This window comes from Jannaschia sp. Os4 (genome assembly GCF_016820245.1).
Classification (GTDB): domain Bacteria; phylum Pseudomonadota; class Alphaproteobacteria; order Rhodobacterales; family Rhodobacteraceae; genus Jannaschia.
The window spans coordinates 33,624-51,057 of sequence record NZ_JAFCAR010000002.1 but is presented as its reverse complement, the minus strand read 5'-3'; the positions used below and the strand labels follow the sequence as shown (position 1 = coordinate 51,057).

The window sequence follows — 17,434 nt, the reverse complement described above, 5'->3', positions numbered from 1 at the left end:
CGCAGAAAAATATTGTGCAAGCGCAGCATACGCATGGCGGGCATGACGTGCCGGTCAGTCCGCGAACCGCCACCCCGGCTTGCGCGGCACCTTCAGGGCGAGCAGGGGCTTCATCCACCATGCCGCGAAGCGCCGTCCGTCGATCGCCTCCCACACGCCCTCGGAGCGGTGGCCGTTGATCGTCGTCCGCACCACGGCCCGCTGGTAGAAGGGCGCGGAGATCATGGAGCGGACGATCTCGGGCGTGGTGCCCGCGTCGCCCCGCGTCTCGCGCCGCAGAGCCCAGCCGGAGCGCTTCATCTTGGCGATGGGCGGGATCTCGTGGTCCTCCAGCGGGCGCACCGAGCCGTCGTCCCCGAAGAACAGCGCCACGCGCGTCTCGGACAGGTCCTCCAGCTCGCATTCGTAGAAGATCACGCGGCCCCCCGGCACGGGGAAGCGGCCCCAATGCCAGTAGCGGAAGTCGCGCTCGATGGCCGAGGTGCCGAAGTTCGAGTCGAGGTAGCCGTGCCCCTCCCACGACCAGCCGGGGCGGTCGATGTCGACCACGATGTCCGAGGCGGGGGCGATGGGACGCCAGACGTGGGAACCGTCGGCCTTGAGCGGCACCTCCACGTCGGTGATGCCGCGCGGGCGCACTTGGATCGTCCCGCGCAGGCGGGTGCCGTGCGGTGTGGCCGCCTCGTCGAGGTCGATGTGCAGCACCCCGTCCTCCCAGCGCAGGCCCGAGGGGCCGACGCGGATGGTCGTCTCCTCCTGCCGCAGCGCGGCGCGGCCGCGGTCCATCATGGACCAGCGCCCGCCGGGGCCGGACATCAGGATGTTGACGCAGACGTGGTCGTCGGGGTCCTTGCGGCCGGTCCAGCCGTACCATGGGCTGAAGACCGAGCCGATGAAGGTGATCACCGAGACGGCGCGTTGACCGTCCGCCGAGACCCCGTCGACGTACCACCACCCGTAGCCGTCGGGCGGGACCGCGACGTCGAAGCGAGGGCCCGAACGGTCGCCTCGGCCGCGAGCCGTCCGGAGGTGACCGCCATCGGGATGCCCGCGCCGGGATGCGCCCCGCCCCCCGCCAGCGTCAGGCCGGGCAGGTCCGTCTGCGCGCGCGGCCTGCGGAACGCCGCCATCATGCCATGCGGGCTCAGCCCGTATAGGGATCCGTCCGAGCCCGGGAACATCCGGTGGAACGTCTCGGGGGTGGTCAGCGCGTCCAACGGTGGCCGCTCCGTCCAGCGCAGGCCCATCCGCTCCAACGTGTCGAACGTCGTCTCTCGGCATCTCTCCATCTCCTCCCGGTCCGGCTCCAGCCCCGGTCGCGGCGGGGCGTTCATGATGATCTCGAAGCGCTCCTCGCCCGCGGTGGCGCCGTGGCCGCGGTCCTGCGCGCAGACGTAGAGGGTGGGGTCGCGCGGCATCCGGCCCTCGGCGATGTCGTCGAACTCCGCGTCCGCGTCCCGCCCGAAGTAGACGTTGTGATGGCCCAGCCGGTCGCCCTCGGCCACGCGGCCCGCGAAGGACCAGACGAAGGCCGACAGGCTGCGCTTGTCGACGGCGCGGGCGGGGACGGTGTCGCGCACGGCCTCGCCCAGCATCCCCTCGGCCAAGGCGCGGGGGTCGCCGTTGAACACGACGGCGTCGGCGTCGATGCGCGCCTCGCCGATCTGAACGCCGGCGACGCGCCCCCCTTCGACGATGATGCGCCGCGCCTCGACGCCGTACTGGAACGTGGCGCCCGCCGCCTCGGCGACGCCCTCCATCGCGCGGGCGAGCGCGTGCATGCCCCCCTCCACGGCCCAGACGCCGCGGCTCTCGGCATGCCAGATCAGGGACAGCAGGGCGGGGGAGGCGTTGGGGAAGCCGCCCACATAGGTCGAGTAGCGGCCGAAGAGCTGGCGCAGCCGCCTGTCGTTGAAGCGGGACTTCAGATCCTGCGCCACGGTGCGCCCGGGTGCGAGCGCGGGGACGAGCCAAGGCTGCTTGGCCACCACGCCCGCCATCTGCCGCGCCGTGGGGGCGGCGGACTGCATCATCGGTTTCTCGAAGGCGGTGAACAGGCGCTCGGCGTCGCGGTGGAACTTGGCGAACTGCTTCGCGGCGCGGGGGCCGGCGAAGGCCGCGATCGCGTCGCGGGAGCGGTCGTAGTCGCTGTAGAGGTCGAGGGTCGAGCCGTCCTGCCAGTGGTGCGTGGCGAGGACGTCGAGTTGGTGCAGGGAGACATGCGCGTCGAGGGCGGTGCCGCAGTCGGCGAACAGTTCCTCGAACACGGGGCGCATGGTCAGGACGGTCGGGCCTGCGTCCACGGGGCCGGCGAGGCTGTCGACGACGCGCATCTTGCCGCCCGGCGCGGCGTGCCGCTCCAGCACGGTGACGTCCGCGCCCCGATGGGCGAGCCGCATCGCGGCGGCGAGCCCGCCGACGCCGGCGCCGATGACCACAACCTTGTCGGGCATTCAGACCTCCACCTCGGGAGAGTTGACAGAAACCCCCCGGTTGTCCAGTTTTTGTTACACCGCCTGTCAAAGGGGCGGGACAGTTCGGAGCACTGCCATGTCCCTGCGTCCCCGCATCGACACCGCCGTCGAACGCGCCTTGGTCCGTGCCGGGTCCGGTGCGCCCCCGCGGCTCGACGCCGCGCTGCGCCACGCGGTGCTGCCGGGCGGCGCGCGCATCCGTCCGACGATCTGCCTTTCGGTGGCGACGGCTTGCGGCGATCCCGACCCCGTGGCCGCGGACGCGGCGGCGGCGGCGGTGGAGCTGATCCACTGCGCCTCGCTCGTCCACGACGACCTCCCCGCCTTCGACGACGCGGACATGCGGCGGGGCAAGCCCTCGGTCCACCGCGCCTTCTCGGAAGCGCTGGCCGTGCTTGCTGGGGACACGCTGATCGTGCAGGGCTTCGCGGAACTGGCCCACACATCGCCCGCCCTGATCGTGGAGATGGCCACCCGCACCGGCAGCCCGCATGGCATCTGTGCGGGGCAGGCGTGGGAGAGCGAGGACCAGATCGACCTCTCGACCTATCACCGCGCCAAGACCGGCGCGCTGTTCGTCGCGGCCACGCGCATGGGCGCCATCGCCGCGCGGCAGGACCCGGAGCCTTGGACCGAGCTCGGCGCGCGGATCGGCGAGGCGTTCCAAGTCGCGGACGACCTGCTGGATGCCCTGTCGCCCGAGGCGGAGACCGGCAAGCCGCAGGGGCAGGACGCCGCGCTGGGCCGCCCGTCCGCCGTCACCGAGCTGGGCGTGCCGGGCGCGATCCGGCGGCTGGAGGACATCCTGTCGGGGGCCATCGCGTCCATCCCCGCCTGCCCGGGCGAGGCGATGTTGGCCGCGATGGTCCGCGCCACCGCCGAGAAGCTGACGCCCGCGCATTCGACCGTCACGGCGGCGGAGTGACCTTGGCCGACCCGATGCCCGCGCTGCGGCGCACGGGCTGGGTCGCGCGGCTGGTCGCATCGCGGTCCTTCCAGCGCTGGGCGGCAGCGACGCCCATCGTGCGCCGGTTCGCCCGCGCCGACGGCGAGGCGCTGATGGACGTGGTGGCGGGCTTCGTCCACAGCCAGATCCTCCACGCGATGATCGAGACGCGGCTGCTGCACCGGCTGATGGAGGGGGAGGCGGACACCGGGTCGCTCGCGGTCGCGGCGGGGCTGCCGCGCGATCGGGCCGAGGTGCTGCTGCGCGGGGCGGCCGCCTTGAAGCTGGTGCGCGAGATGCGGGGCGGCTGGCGGATCGCGCGCCGGGGGGCGGCGCTGCTCGGCGTGCCGGGGCTGGAGGCGATGGTGCTGCACCACCGCGCGCTCTATGCCGACCTCGCCGATCCGGTCGCGCTGCTGCGCGGCGACGGGGAGACGGAACTGTCGCGCTTCTGGCCCTACGTGTTCGGGGCTGCGCGGGCCGAGGATCCCGAGACGGCGCGGCGCTACAGCGACCTGATGGCGGACAGCCAAGTGATCGTGGCGGAGGAGACGCTCGCGCGCGTCGATCTGTCGGACGCCGAGGAGGTGCTGGACGTCGGCGGCGGGACGGGCGCGTTCCTAGCCGCCGTGGGGGCGGCCCATGCAGGCCCGCGCCTCCACCTGTTCGACCTCCCCGCCGTGGTGCCGGGCGCGGCCGCCCGGTTCGCGGCGGGCGGCTTGGAGGACAGGGTCTCGATCACGCCCGGATCGTTCCGCGACGCGCCTCTGCCGGTGGGGGCGGACGTCGTGACCTTGGTCCGCGTGCTCTACGACCACGGTGATTCCACCGTGGCCGCGCTGCTGCGCGCGGCCTACGAAGCCTTGCCACCGGGCGGGCGGGTGGTCGTGTCCGAGCCGATGGGCGGGGCACGGGCGACGGACGCCTACTTCGCGCTCTACACGCTCGCCATGCGGACGGGGCGGACCCGCAACCCTCGGACGATCATGGGACTCTTGGCCGAGGCCGGGTTCGACGGCATCCGGGACCGGGGGACGACGCGGCCGTTCGTCACCCGTGTCGTCGAGGCCCGGCGCCCGTCAACCTGACGGTGAGTGTCCAATATAGTTGACAGTCAGATGCGTCACGATAGGGTGACACCTGGTCGCAGGGCTCGTTTGGCCCCGTGATCTTGGGAGGAGGTCCGCTTGGACACCACGGCGATCACCATGAGCGGACCCGGCGCGGTCGACGCGGCGCGACTGCGTCTGCGCGATCCCGGCCCGTCCGACGTGGTCGTCCGCATCCGCCATTCCGGCATCTCGACGGGGACCGAGCGCCTGCTCTGGTCCGGCGAGATGCCGCCGTTCCCCGGCATGGGGTATCCTCTGGTCCCCGGCTACGAGGCCGTGGGCGAGGTGGTCGAGGGTGCTGGGAAGGGCTCGACGGTCTTCGTGCCCGGCGCCGATTGCTACGAGGACGCGCGCGGCCTGTTCGGGGCCGCCGCCGCGACGGTGGTGACCGGCGCCGATCGCGTCGTGACGGTGGATGCCGCGCACGGGGCGCAAGGCGCTCTGCTGGCGCTAGCCGCGACCGCCCGGCACACCATCGCGGGGCTGGACGTCGCCCTGCCGGACCTGATCGTGGGGCACGGCATCTTCGGGCGTCTCCTCGCCCGGCTCACGGTCGCCGCAGGCGGCGCGCCCGTGGTGTGGGAGACCGACCCCGCGCGGCGGGCCGGCACCGCCGGCTACGACGTGATCGATCCCGAGACGGACGAGCGGCGCGACTACCACGCGATCTACGACGCCTCCGGGAACACCGCGGTGCTGCCCGATCTCATCGAGCGCCTGCGCAAGGGCGGCGAGGTGGTGCTGGCCGGGTTCTATCCCGGCGAGGTGCGCTTCCCCTATCCGCCCGCCTTCATGCGCGAGGCCCGGCTGCGGATCAGCGCGGAGTGGACGCGCGACGACCTCGTCGCGGTCCGCGACCTGGTCGAGGCGGGGATCGTCTCGCTCGACGGCCTGATCACCCACACCCGGCCCGCGTCGGACGGGGGCGCGGCCTACGAGGCGGCGTTCACCGACCCGGCCTGCCTGAAGATGATCTTGGACTGGGAGACGATCCAATGAAGGACATCCCCGATCTGAAGGACTATTCCGACCGGCTGCGCGACGAGGCCGACCAGGATCTCGCCGACGTGCTTCCGTCGGAGGCCACGAAGAAGACGCAGATCATCGCGATCTACGGCAAGGGCGGCATCGGCAAGTCGTTCACGCTGGCCAACCTCAGCCACATGATGGCCGAGCAGGGCAAGCGCGTGCTGCTGATCGGCTGCGACCCGAAGTCGGACACGACCTCGCTGCTCTTCGGCGGCAAGGCCTGCCCCACGATCATCGAGACCTCGACCCGCAAGAAGCTCGCGGGCGAGGAGGTCGCCATCGGCGACGTCTGCTTCAAGCGCGGCGGCGTCTTCGCGATGGAGCTCGGCGGGCCGGAGGTCGGGCGCGGCTGCGGCGGGCGCGGCATCATCCACGGCTTCGAGCTGCTGGAGAAGCTGGGCTTCCACGACTGGGACTTCGACTACGTCCTGCTGGACTTCCTCGGCGACGTGGTCTGCGGCGGCTTCGGCCTGCCGATCGCGCGGGACATGGCGCAGAAGGTCATCCTCGTCGCCTCCAACGACCTCCAGTCGCTCTACGTGGCCAACAACGTCTGCTCGGCGGTGGAGTACTTCCGCAAGCTGGGCGGCAACGTCGGCGTCGCGGGCCTCGTGGTGAACAAGGACGACAACTCCGGCGAGGCGCAGGCCTTCGCAGAGGTGGCGGGCATCCCGGTGCTGGCCTCGATCCCGCAGGACGACGACCTGCGCAAGAAGTCGGCCAACTACCAGATCGTCGGCACCGCCGCCTCGCAGTGGGGCGACCTGTTCGCCGCTCTGGGCGAGGAGGTCGCGGCCGCGCCGCCGGTGCGCCCGACCCCGGTGGACCAGGACGGCCTGCTGGCGCTGTTCGACGGGTCCGAGACGGGCGCGGGCGTGACGCTGGAGCCCGCGACCGACGCGGACATGCGCGGCGTGCACTACGAGCCGAAGCCCTCGCTGGAGGTCGTGTACGACGATGCCTGACGACCTCGCGCATACGCCCCCGGTCGGGGGATGCTCGTCGTCCGAGACGATGGAGCAGGCCGCGCGCGAGGCGGGGGCCGGGGGCATCCTCGACCGCTACAAGGCGGACTACCCCGTCGGGCCGCACGACAAGCCGCAGAGCATGTGCCCGGCCTTCGGGTCGCTGCGCACCGGGCTGCGGATGCGGCGCGTGGGCACGATCCTCTCGGGCTCGGCCTGCTGCGTCTACGGGCTGACCTTCGTGTCGCACTTCTACGGCGCGCGCCGCTCGGTCGGCTACGTGCCGTTCAGCAGCGAGACGCTCGTGACGGGCAAGCTGTTCGAGGACATCCGCGACTCGGTTCACGAGATGGCGGACCCCGACAAGTACGACGCCATCATCGTCACCAACCTCTGCGTCCCCACCGCGAGCGGCGTCCCGCTGCGGCTGCTGCCGGACCAGATCAACGGGGTGCGGATCGTCGGCATCGACGTGCCGGGCTTCGGCATCCCCACCCACGCGGAGGCGAAGGACGTCCTCGCCGCCGCCATGTTGTCCCACGCGCGCAAGGAGGTGGAGGCCGGTCCGGTCGCCCGCCCCGACGCCGTGGACGCTCGTCCCAGCATCGCGTTGCTGGGCGAGATGTTTCCCGCCGATCCCATCGGGGTCGGTGGGATGCTCACGCCGCTCGGTCTGGCGGCAGGTCCGGTCGTTCCCTGCCGCGAGTGGCGTGAGCTCTATTCTGCCTTGGACTGCGACGCCGTCGCCGCGATCCACCCGTTCTACACGGGCGCGATCCGCGAGTTCAGGGCCGCAGGCCGCAGCGTGATCCCCTCCGCCCCCGTGGGGGTCGACGGGACGCATGCGTGGCTGGCCGCCGTGGGGGACGCGTTCGGCGAGTCCGCCGCCAAGGTCGCCGAGGCGCAGGGCATCACCGCCGCGATCCGTGCCGGGCTGGAGGCCGCGCCGATCGAGGGCACGGTCACCGTGTCGGGCTACGAGGGGTCGGAGCTGCTGGTCGCGCGCCTGCTGATCGAGAGCGGGGCGCGGGTGCCCTATGTCGGCACGGCCTGCCCGAAGACCGAATGGTCGGCGCCGGACGTCGACTGGCTCGCCGCGCATGGCTGCGAGGTGAAGTTCCGGGCGTCCTTGGAAGACGACCTGGCGGTGGTGGAGGGCGAGCGTCCCGACCTCGCCATCGGCACGACGCCGGTGGTGCAGCGCGCCAAGGAGATGGGCATCCCGTCCCTCTACTTCACGAACCTGATCTCGGCTCGGCCCCTGATGGGTCCGGCGGGGGCGGGGTCGCTGGCGCCGGTGGTGAACGCCGCGATGGCAAACCGCGAGCGGATGGCCTCGATGAAGGCGTTCTTCGAGGGGGTGGGCCACGGCGACACGGCGGGCGTGTGGGAGGGCGATCCCAACCTGCGCCCCGAGTTCCGCGCCGCGAACGCGAAGAAGATGGAGAAGCGGGCGAAGACCAAGGCCGCGGAGGCCATGATCTGATGCTGATCCAGGATCATGATCGGGCCGGGGGCTACTGGGGCGCCGTCTATGCGTTCTGCGCGCTCAAGGGGCTGCAGGTGGTCATCGACGGGCCGGTGGGCTGCGAGAACCTGCCCGTGACCTCCGTGCTGCACTACACCGACGGGCTGCCGCCGCACGAGTTGCCGATCGTCACGACCGGCTTGGGCGAGGAGGAGTTGGGCCGCGACGGGACCGAGGGCGCGATGAAGCGCGCGTGGGGGACGCTGGACCCCGCGCTGCCGGCGGTCGTCGTGACCGGCTCTATCGCCGAGATGATCGGCGGGGGCGTGACGCCCGAGGGGACCAACATCCAACGGTTCCTGCCCCGCACCATCGACGAGGACCAGTGGCAGGCCGCCGACCGCGCCATGACGTGGGCGTTCACCGAGTTCGGGATGACCAAGGGCCGGATGCCCAAGGAGGTCGCGCGGCCCGAGGGCGCTGCGCCCCGCGTGAACATCCTCGGGCCGATGTACGGCACCTTCAACATGCCCTCGGACCTCGCCGAGATCCGCCGCCTCGTCGAAGGCATCGGGGCCGAGGTGAACATGGTCTATCCCATGGGCGCCCATCTGGCCGAGATGCGGAACCTCGTGAACGCGGACGCCAACGTGGTGATGTATCGCGAGTTCGGGCGCGGCCTGTGCGAGGTGCTGGGCAAGCCCTACCTGCAGGCGCCGGTGGGCGTGAAGTCGACGACGCTGTTCCTGCGGGAGCTGGGGTCGATGCTGGGGCTGGACCCCGAGCCGTTCATCGCCCGCGAAAAGCATTCGACGCTCAAGCCCGTCTGGGACCTGTGGCGGTCGGTGACGCAGGACTTCTTCGCGACGGCGTCGTTCGGCGTGGTGGCGACCGAGACCTATGCCCGCGGAATCCGCAAGTTCCTCGAGGTCGACCTCGGGCTGCCCTGCGCCTTCGCCGTGTCGCGCAGCGCGGGCACCAAGACCGACAACGACCGCGTCCGCGAGATGGTCGCGGCGCACCGGCCCACGGTGCTGCTGGGGTCGATCAACGAGAAGATGTACCTCGCCGAGCTGGCAGGCGGGCACGGCCCCGCGCCGACCTTCATCCCGGCGAGCTTCCCCGGCGCGGCCATCCGGCGCGCCACGGGGACGCCCTTCATGGGCTACGCGGGCGCGACCTACCTATTGCAGGAGGTGTGCAACGGCCTGTTCGACGCGCTGTTCCACGTGATCCCGCTGGCGTCCAAGCTGGACGCCGGCCCCGCCACGCCCGCGCGCGCGCCCCTCGCTTGGGACGCCGAAGCCTCCGCCCTCTTGGAGCGGATCGTGGCGACCCATCCCGTCCTCACCCGGATCAGCGCAGCGAAGAACCTGCGCGACGCCGCCGAGCGTGCCGCCGAGGCGGCGGGCTTTGACCGTGTGGACGCCGACACCGTCGCCGCCTTGGGCGACGATCCCCGCCACCAAGAGGAGGACGCCTGATGGCCGATTTCACCTCGAACGCCCCGCGGATGCGGCGCGACGTGAGCCACCGCTCGCTGGAGTACCGGGCCTACTTCGTCCCGATCTTCGCGCTGGCCCTGCCCGGCGCCCTGCTGCGCGCGACCGTGGCGACGATCACCAGCGACCCCTCGCCCCGGCCCGGCATCCTCGACGATGCCCGGCGCCGCGCGCGGGACGTGACCACGATGATCTGCTCGATCTGAGCGGATGATCGAGGTCCCGGGCCAGGCCCGGGACGAGACATAGCGGCCCCTCTCCCGCGAGACCGGCGGGGGAGGGGGGCCGGGCTTCGCCGACGGAGGGCCGGATTCAGACCCGGCCCGAGGGAGGTGGAATGCCGGCGCGGGATGAGCCCGCGTCGGGGCCCGGCCGCAGGGTGTGCGGCGTCAGTTGGAGGAGACTTCCAATGACTGACAGAACCGACCTGTCCTTCACGGGTCTGACAGACGAGCAGGCGCAGGAACTGCACGCGGTCTACATCAGCGGGGCCATGCTTTTCACGGCCGTCGCCGTGGTCGCGCACATCCTGACCTACTTCGTCTTCCCTTGGTTCAACTTCGGGGTGTGACATGAGCAGATTCTACAAGATCTGGTTGGTCTTCGACCCCCGGCGGGTGTTCGTGGCGCAGGGCGTGTTCCTGTTCCTCCTCGCCGTGATGATCCACCTCGTGCTGCTGTCCTACGACGGCTTCAACTGGTTCGAACTGAGCCAGCTCGAGCGCCTCACGGCCCTCGACGTCGAGTGAACCACCGGGCGGGCCGCCCCGGTGGCCCGCCCCATCCCAGACACACGCCGACCGGAACCGGAGTCCCCGTGATCCGTCGCGCCAACCGCGGAGGAGAGCAGCCATGGCCTTGCTGAGCTTCGAGAGAAAATACCGCGTCCGAGGCGGGACGCTGGTGGGGGGGGACCTGTTCGATTTCTGGGTCGGGCCCTTCTACGTCGGTTTCTTCGGCGTAACGACGATGTTCTTCGCCGCCCTCGGCACGATCCTGATCCTGATCGGCGCCTCGTGGCAGGGCACCTTCAACCCGTGGCTGATCCACATCCAAGCGCCCGACATCGCCTATGGCCTTGGACTCGCGCCGCTCAAGGACGGGGGGCTGTGGCAGGTCATCACGATCTGCGCCGTGGGCGCCTTCGTCTCGTGGGCGCTGCGCGAGGTGGAGATCTGCCGCAAGCTGGGCATGGGCTACCACGTCCCCTTCGCCTTCGGCGTCGCGATCTTCGCCTTCGTGACGCTGAACGTGTTCCGCCCCGTGCTGCTCGGCGCGTGGGGCCACGCCTTCCCCTATGGCATCTTCAGCCATCTCGATTGGGTGTCGAACACGGGCTACGCCTACCTCCACTTCCACTACAACCCGGCGCACATGCTGGCCGTGACGCTGTTCTTCACGACCACGCTCGCGCTCGCGCTGCACGGGGCGCTGATCCTGTCGGCGGCCAACCCCGAGAAGGGGGAGCTGGCCAAGCTGCCGGATCACGAGGACACGTTCTTCCGCGACTTCATCGGCTACTCGGTCGGCACGCTGGGCATCCACCGCGTCGGCTTCCTGCTGGCGATCAACGCGGGCTTCTGGAGCGCGGTCTGCATCATCATCAGCGGCCCGCTCTGGACCCAAGGCTGGCCCGAGTGGTGGGCGTGGTGGCTGGAGCTTCCGATCTGGCCGACGCCCGACAACCCGGCCGCCCGACTGGAGGGGATGTGATCCATGAGCATGTGGCCTGAATACCAGAACATCTTCACCCAGTTCCAAGTCCAGGGTCCGCCCGAGATGGGCATCGACTCGGGCGAGCCGATGGCGCACGAGCGCCTGCCGCGCGCGGGATTCTCGACGCTGATCGGCTGGGTCGGCAACGCGCAGCTCGGCCCGATCCACCTCGGCATCTACGGGGTCGTCAGCCTCGTGACCGGGACGCTGTGGCTGAACATCATCGGCTTCAACATGCTGTCCCAGGTGGGATGGTCGATCCCGGAGTTCCTGCGGCAGCTCTTCTGGCTGGCGCTGGAGCCGCCCTCGCCCGAATACGGGCTGACGATGCCACCGCTGCACGACGGGGGCTGGTACATGATCGCCAGCTTCCTGCTGCTCGTGTCGGTCATGTCGTGGTGGCTGCGGTCCTACTCGCTGGCGCGCCAGCACCGCATGGGCAAGCACGTCGCCTACGCCTTCCTCGCCGCGATCTGGCTGTTCCTCGTGCTGGGCCTGTTCCGGCCCATCCTGATGGGGTCCTGGTCCGAGATGGTGCCCTACGGGATCTTCCCGCACCTCGACTGGACCACGGCGTTCTCGATCCGCTACGGCAACCTCTACTACAACCCGTTCCACTGCCTGAGCATCGTGTTCCTCTACGGCTCGGTGCTGCTCTTCGCGATGCACGGCGCGACGATCCTCGCCTGCACCCGCTACGGCGCGGACCGGGAGCTGGAGCAGATCTACGATCGCGGCACGGCCACGGAGCGCGCCTCGCTGTTCTGGCGCTGGACCATGGGGTTCAACGCCACGATGGAGGGCATCCACCGCTGGGCGTGGTGGTTCGCGGTCTTGACCCCGATCACCGGCGGCATCGGCATCCTCCTGACGGGAACCGTCGTCGACAACTGGTTCATCTGGGCCCAGGAGCACCACTTCGCGCCGACCTACCTCGAGCCCTACGGCTACGAGTTCTACGGCGAGGGGTATCCCCAAGCCCAACTGGAGGGCCTCTGATGTTTCCCCGCTGGTTCAACGACTGGAATAGCCGCAACCCCACCAACATCTACGTGCCCGCCATCGCGGTAGGCACGCTGGGGGGCGCCGTCGTCGCCGCCGCGCTGCTGGTGCAATGGGGGCAGCCCTTCGCCACGACCTCGATCCAGACCGGCCCGCCGGGCATCGGGATGGTGGTGACCGACTTCGAGTCCAGCGTCGCCGCCGCCGACCCGACGATCGCCGACTACTACACCGAGGCGCCCTATCCCCCCGAGGTGGGCGAGCCGCTGGCCGGCGAGGTCTACAAGAACGTCCAGGTGCTCGGGAACCTCACCGAGGGCAACTTCCTGCGCCTGATGAACGCGATGACCCAGTGGGTCAGCCCGGACGAGGGCTGCGCCTACTGCCACGCGCAGGCGGACGAGGGGATCTACGCGCCCGACAACATCTACACCAAGGTGGTGTCGCGCCGGATGATTCAGATGACCCAGGTCATCAACGAGGAATGGTCCGGCCACGTGAACTACAACGCCGAGGTCGGGGTGAACTGCTACACCTGCCACCGCGGCGAGCACGTGCCGTCGGACATCTGGTTCCGGGTCGATCCGACCGTGCGCTCCTTCGAGGGGTGGTCGGGCGTCCAGAACCGGGCGACCGTCCAGTCGCAATACACCTCGCTGCCGTCGGACGCGCTCTACCAGTACCTCTACAACGACGCGCAGATCGCGGTGCACGATCTGGAATCCCGCGTGGAGGTCTGGCCTGCCGACGAGGACAGCCAGGACTGGCAGCACACCGAGCGGACGTTCAGCCTGATGAACTATTTCGCCAACTCGCTCGGGGTGAACTGCGTGTTCTGCCACAACAGCAGGGCGTTCTACGATCCCGAGCAGTTCACGCCGCAATGGTCGAACGCGTCGCTGGCGATCCTGATGGTGCAGGATCTCAACAACGTCTACCTCGAGCCGCTGGGCGACGTGTATCCGCCGCACCGCCTCGGGCCGGTCTATGCCGACGCGCCCAAGGCCGCCTGCAAGACCTGCCACAAGGGCTACAACAAGCCGATGCAGGGTCTGAACGTCATCGCGGACTGGCCCGAGCTCGCGACGACGGGCGAGCCGGACTACTCGCTGGTCGAGCAGGCCTCCAACTAGACGCTCTCGTCCGCGCGGTTCCAACCGCCGCGCGGACGGTCCCCGGACCGCTCGTCCCCATCGACGGTCCGGACTGGCGCGCGGGTCCCCACCCGCGCGCCTCTTTCGTCCAAAGGGGTCGTGGTCGCCGCATGGCGGGCGCTCCGCCCGACCGGGACGCCGGTCCGGCCCCCGCGCGCGTTCCGCGGGGACGGAGGGCTAGGCGATGGTGCCGAAGAGGCGCTCGGCGTGGTCGGCGAGGTAGATGCGGAGCCACGGCGTGAAACGCTCGGGGTGGGCCGCGACCTCGGCCTCAAGATCGGGCAGGGCGATCCAGCGCGTCTCGCAGACCTCGTCCGGGTTGAGGTCCATGCGGAGCGCCGCGGCGTCGACCTCGGCGGTGAACAGCTCCACCACCTCGTGCTCGACCAGTCCGCCGCCGACCTCCGCGCGGTACTCGATCGTATCGCGCGGGGTCAGGTCCAAGCCTTCGATGCCCAGTTCCTCGCGCAGGCGGCGGGCGGCGCAGGCGGCGCCGGTCTCGTCCATGCGCGGATGGGTGCAGCAGGTGTTCGCCCAGAGGCCGGGCGTGTGGTACTTCGACAGCGCGCGGCGCTGGAGCAGCGTGCGTGGCCCGTCGATTACAAAGACGCTGATCGCCTTGTGGCGTAGGCCGCGGCGGTGGACCTCCAGCTTCTCGACAGGGACGAGCGTCCCTTCGACCCACGCGGGCAGCATCTCGGACATGGCTCTCCCTCAGACCCGGTCGGGCGCGACGATCCCCGCGAGGTGCGCGAGGTTCTTGGCTCCGATCTTGATATGGGCCCAAGGCCGCGCCTTGACCAACGCCTTGTTCATGTAGGCCTCGAAGGTGAGCTTCTGGACGTCCGCGTCGTGGCACAGCGAGACGAACCGCTCCCGCCGCTCGTCGGAGCGGTAGTAGGCGTTCTGCATCGCGCCGAGGACGCGGAACACTTGGCTGTGCTCCTTCATGAAGAGCTTGCGCGCGAGCTTGAGCGCCTTCGGCCCCTTCTCCAGCGCGGCGGCGGCCGCGAGCCCCGCGACGCGCCCGCCCATCATGGCGTAGTAGATCCCCTCGCCCGAGGACGGCGCGACGACACCGGCGGCGTCGCCCGCCAGCACGATGTCGCGCCCGTTGTCCCACCGATCGAGGGGGCGCAGCGGGATCGGCGCGCCCTCCTTGCGGATCGTCTGGCACCCGGCGAGGCCGGACGCCTCGCGCAGCTGCGCGGTGGCCGCCTTCAGGTCCACGCCGTCCTTGCCGGTGCCCATGCCGACGCTCGCCTGCGCGCCGTGGGGGAAGACCCAGCCGTAGAAGTCGGGGCTGATCGCGCCGTCGTAGACCACGTCGCAGCGGGTGGGGTCGTACTCGCCCACCTTGCCGGGCGCGGCGATGATCTCGTGATAGGCGATCACGTAGGGGATCTCGCGCCCGCCGGGCACCTCCTGCCTTGCCACGTTGGACCGCGCGCCGTCTGCGCCGATCACCATGCGGCAGGGAAGGCGCACCTCCTCGCCCGAGGCCTTGTCCCGGTAGACTACCCATGTGCCGTCCCCCCGCTCGACCCGCAGGAAGGTACCGGTATGACGCATCGCCCCCGCCTCGGCCGCCCGAACGCGGAGGAACTCGTCGAAATGCTCGCGGTCCACCATGCCGACGAAGCCGTCCTCGATCGGGATGTCCACGCGCCGCCCCGTGGGCGAGACCATGCGCGCGGTGTTGATCTTGGCGACGATCTGCTCGTCGGGGATGTCGAAGTCCCGGATCAGGCGGGGCGGGATCGCGCCGCCGCAGGGCTTGATGCGCCCGGCCTTGTCGATGAACGCGACGGCGTGCCCCGCGCGGGCGAGGTCATGGGCTGCGGTGGCGCCACAGGGGCCGCCTCCGACGACGACGACATCCAGCATGGTCATTCTCCCGGAACGGCGTGGGGGGTGGGCGCGCGCAGCACGCGCAGCGCGACGAGGGCGGCGAGGGCGAAGAGCGCGGCCTCCAGCCCGAAGAGAAGGGCGTAGGCCGTGCCGTCGGGCAGGGCCGCGCGGGCGAGGTCGAGGGTGCCGGTCGCGATCAGGCCGGCAAGGCCCGCCGCGACGGCCTGCGCCGCGCCGAACACGCCCATGCGCGTCCCCGCCGCGCCCGCGCGGGCGGAGGCGAGGCGCATCATCGAGCCGATGGCGCCGACGACGAAGAGGCCGTTGCCGATGCCGAGCGCCACGGTCGAGGGCATGAGGGGCAGGGCCGCGCCCAACGCGATCAGCGCGGCGGCGGAGACGAGGCAGCCCACGACGGCCCAGAGGCGGAGGGTGCCGACGCCGAAGGTGGCGAGGACGCCCGCGCCGATCATCCCGAGCAGGGCCGCACCGTCCTTGGCGCCCGACATCTTGGTGGAGTCCGATGGCGACAGGCCGTGCACGTGGCCGGCGAAGGGCTCGTAGATCAATTCGGACAGGTAGAAGGCGAGGATCGAGAGGAAGACGAAGCCCGTGAACCGGCGCGCGGCCGGATCAGCCCACGTCGCGGCGAGGGCGGCACGCAGGCGCGGGGCCTCGGGCCGGGGCGCGGGGTCGGCCCGCTCCATCCCGGCGACGGCGAGGAGGGCCAGCAGCCATGCGGCGCAGACCACGGCGGCGACGACCCACAGCAGGCGGGACGGGTCGTAGGGCTCCAGCAGGACGCCCGTGCCGATGGAGGCGGCGATGGCCCCGGCGATGAGGGTGAGCCACGCGAGCGTCGCGGCGGCGGGACGGCGCGCGTCCGGGACGGCGGTGGCGAGCAGCGCGAGGAACGACGTCCCCGCCGCGCCGACGCCGAGGCCGATGGCGAGGTAGGCAACGGTCCAGACGGCGAGCGCGGCGGCCATCGACCCGTCGGCCAGCGCGATGCCCCATGCGGCGAGCCAGACGCCGAGCGCGAGCACGCCCAGCCCGACCAGGATCACCGGCGTCCGCGCGACCATCGCGTCGGAGCGGTGCCCCCAGACGGGACGCGACAGCTGCACCGCGTAGTGGAGCGCGACCAGCAGGCCGGGCAGGATCGCGGGCAGGGCCAATTCCACCGTCATCAGCCGGTTGAACAGGTTCACGGGAAGCGCCGTCATCCCGCCGATCGCCGCGTTGACCAGGCAGAGGCGGAGGATCGCGCCCCAGCTCATGCCAGCCCCCGCAGCGCGAGGGCCGCGACCATCATCCCCGCGACCGACAGCAGCACGCCCGTGCCGTTGTACCACGGCGCGAACCGCTTCGGGTCGGAAAGCATGCGGGCCATCGCCGCGCCTTGGGCGAGGACAAGCAGCGCGACGATCCCCGCGTGGACGGGCGCGCCCCACGTCCAGAGCAGCGCGACCACCACGACCTGCGGCCATGCCATCATCAGGCACGCGACCTTCGCCGCCCGTTCCGGCCCGAGGGTCACGGGCAGGGAGGCGACGCCGGTCCGGCGGTCGCCCTCCAGCGCCTTGAAGTCGTTAAGCGTCATGATCCCGTGCGCCCCGATCCCGTACAGCAGGGCGACGGCGGCCACGTCCCAGCCCGGCGCGCCCGCCAGCACGGCGGCGCCGGTCAGCCACGGCAGCGTCTCGTAGGACAGGCCCACGAGGCCCGGCCCCCACCACCCGCTCCGCTTGAGGCGGACGGGCTCCGCCGAGTAGGCCCATGCGGCCAGCACGGCGACGGCCGTGGCCGCGAAGCCCCACGGGCCCAGCAGCGCGCCGACGGCGAGCCCGAGCGCCGACATGGCGAGCGCCACCCACAAGCCCCAGCGGCCCGGCACGCGACCCGAGGGGATCGGGCGGTCGGGTTCGTTGATCGCGTCGACCTCGCGGTCGCACCAGTCGTTCGCCGCTTGCGACATGCCACAAACGACGGGCCCCGCGAGGACGAGGCCGAGCGCCACCAGCCACGGTGCCTCCGCGAGCGAGCCGCCGGACGAGACCGCGCCGCACAGGAACGCCCACATCGGCGGGAACCACGTGATCGGCTTGATGAGCGTGAGGAGAGCCGCCGGATCGGGCAGGCGGCGGGTCGGGTGTAAATCCGTGCTGACACTCATGGGTGTCAGACTAGTGCGACGGTCCGTCCCGCGGCAAGG

Annotated in this window: 18 protein-coding genes; 12 read left to right on the top strand and 6 right to left on the bottom strand. The window is 71.1% G+C overall.

Annotation, left to right across the window (positions count from 1 at the left end; translation table 11 throughout):
• Positions 1-54: 54 nt before the first annotated feature.
• Positions 55-906, bottom strand: coding sequence for a carotenoid 1,2-hydratase (locus tag JQC91_RS04370; protein WP_203285576.1), 852 nt, complete (start codon positions 904-906; stop codon positions 55-57).
• Entirely contained in the window at positions 903-2,453 is a 1,551-nt protein-coding gene (gene crtD / locus JQC91_RS04365) for a 1-hydroxycarotenoid 3,4-desaturase CrtD (protein ID WP_203285575.1), read from the bottom strand. Before crtD ends, JQC91_RS04370 begins: the two co-directional genes overlap by 4 nt.
• A 97-nt stretch (positions 2,454-2,550) precedes the next feature.
• On the opposite strand from crtD, the gene JQC91_RS04360 reads away from it, so the two are divergent.
• The 12 genes from JQC91_RS04360 (at position 2,551) to pufC (ending at position 13,347) form a co-directional block, all read left to right on the top strand.
• The gene (locus JQC91_RS04360) at positions 2,551-3,399 is read left to right on the top strand and encodes a polyprenyl synthetase family protein (protein WP_203285574.1); all 849 of its coding nucleotides are present in this window, start codon (positions 2,551-2,553) and stop codon (positions 3,397-3,399) included.
• Complete coding sequence (locus JQC91_RS04355) at positions 3,396-4,508, top strand: methyltransferase (protein ID WP_343069900.1); 1,113 nt, start codon at positions 3,396-3,398, stop codon at positions 4,506-4,508. The genes JQC91_RS04360 and JQC91_RS04355 overlap by 4 nt, the downstream gene beginning before the upstream one ends.
• A 99-nt stretch (positions 4,509-4,607) precedes the next feature.
• Positions 4,608-5,531, top strand: a complete 924-nt coding sequence (gene bchC, locus JQC91_RS04350; RefSeq protein ID WP_203285573.1) for a chlorophyll synthesis pathway protein BchC — start codon at positions 4,608-4,610, stop codon at positions 5,529-5,531.
• Positions 5,528-6,526 (top strand): chlorophyllide a reductase iron protein subunit X, encoded by a 999-nt coding sequence (locus tag JQC91_RS04345; protein ID WP_203285572.1) that lies wholly within the window; start codon positions 5,528-5,530, stop codon positions 6,524-6,526. Before bchC ends, JQC91_RS04345 begins: the two co-directional genes overlap by 4 nt.
• Positions 6,527-6,575: 49 nt before the next feature.
• Complete coding sequence (gene bchY / locus JQC91_RS04340) at positions 6,576-8,012, top strand: chlorophyllide a reductase subunit Y (RefSeq protein WP_238941331.1); 1,437 nt, start codon at positions 6,576-6,578, stop codon at positions 8,010-8,012.
• The gene (gene bchZ, locus JQC91_RS04335) at positions 8,012-9,478 is read left to right on the top strand and encodes a chlorophyllide a reductase subunit Z (RefSeq protein ID WP_203285570.1); all 1,467 of its coding nucleotides are present in this window, start codon (positions 8,012-8,014) and stop codon (positions 9,476-9,478) included. Before bchY ends, bchZ begins: the two co-directional genes overlap by 1 nt.
• Positions 9,478-9,702, top strand: coding sequence for a cytochrome PufQ (gene pufQ / locus JQC91_RS04330; protein ID WP_203285569.1), 225 nt, complete (start codon positions 9,478-9,480; stop codon positions 9,700-9,702). Before bchZ ends, pufQ begins: the two co-directional genes overlap by 1 nt.
• 203 nt (positions 9,703-9,905) lie before the next feature.
• Positions 9,906-10,067, top strand: coding sequence for a light-harvesting antenna LH1, beta subunit (gene pufB, locus JQC91_RS04325; RefSeq protein WP_203285568.1), 162 nt, complete (start codon positions 9,906-9,908; stop codon positions 10,065-10,067).
• Between the two features lies 1 nt (position 10,068).
• Positions 10,069-10,245, top strand: coding sequence for a light-harvesting antenna LH1, alpha subunit (gene pufA / locus JQC91_RS04320; protein WP_203285567.1), 177 nt, complete (start codon positions 10,069-10,071; stop codon positions 10,243-10,245).
• Between the two features lie 103 nt (positions 10,246-10,348).
• Complete coding sequence (gene pufL, locus JQC91_RS04315; RefSeq protein WP_203285566.1) at positions 10,349-11,209, top strand: photosynthetic reaction center subunit L; 861 nt, start codon at positions 10,349-10,351, stop codon at positions 11,207-11,209.
• 3 nt (positions 11,210-11,212) lie between these two features.
• Entirely contained in the window at positions 11,213-12,211 is a 999-nt protein-coding gene (gene pufM, locus JQC91_RS04310) for a photosynthetic reaction center subunit M (protein ID WP_238941322.1), read from the top strand.
• Positions 12,211-13,347, top strand: coding sequence for a photosynthetic reaction center cytochrome PufC (gene pufC, locus JQC91_RS04305; RefSeq protein ID WP_203285565.1), 1,137 nt, complete (start codon positions 12,211-12,213; stop codon positions 13,345-13,347). The genes pufM and pufC overlap by 1 nt, the downstream gene beginning before the upstream one ends.
• 198 nt (positions 13,348-13,545) lie before the next feature.
• On the opposite strand, the gene idi is transcribed toward pufC, so the two are convergent.
• From idi to chlG, 4 genes are read right to left on the bottom strand one after another with little or no spacing between them, the layout of a single operon-like run.
• Complete coding sequence (gene idi, locus JQC91_RS04300; protein WP_203285564.1) at positions 13,546-14,073, bottom strand: isopentenyl-diphosphate Delta-isomerase; 528 nt, start codon at positions 14,071-14,073, stop codon at positions 13,546-13,548.
• Between the two features lie 9 nt (positions 14,074-14,082).
• Entirely contained in the window at positions 14,083-15,261 is a 1,179-nt protein-coding gene (locus tag JQC91_RS04295; protein WP_203285563.1) for a geranylgeranyl diphosphate reductase, read from the bottom strand.
• Positions 15,258-16,499 (bottom strand): MFS transporter, encoded by a 1,242-nt coding sequence (locus JQC91_RS04290; protein WP_203285562.1) that lies wholly within the window; start codon positions 16,497-16,499, stop codon positions 15,258-15,260. Before JQC91_RS04290 ends, JQC91_RS04295 begins: the two co-directional genes overlap by 4 nt.
• The gene (gene chlG / locus JQC91_RS04285) at positions 16,496-17,395 is read right to left on the bottom strand and encodes a chlorophyll synthase ChlG (protein WP_203285561.1); all 900 of its coding nucleotides are present in this window, start codon (positions 17,393-17,395) and stop codon (positions 16,496-16,498) included. Before chlG ends, JQC91_RS04290 begins: the two co-directional genes overlap by 4 nt.
• Positions 17,396-17,434: the final 39 nt, after the last annotated feature.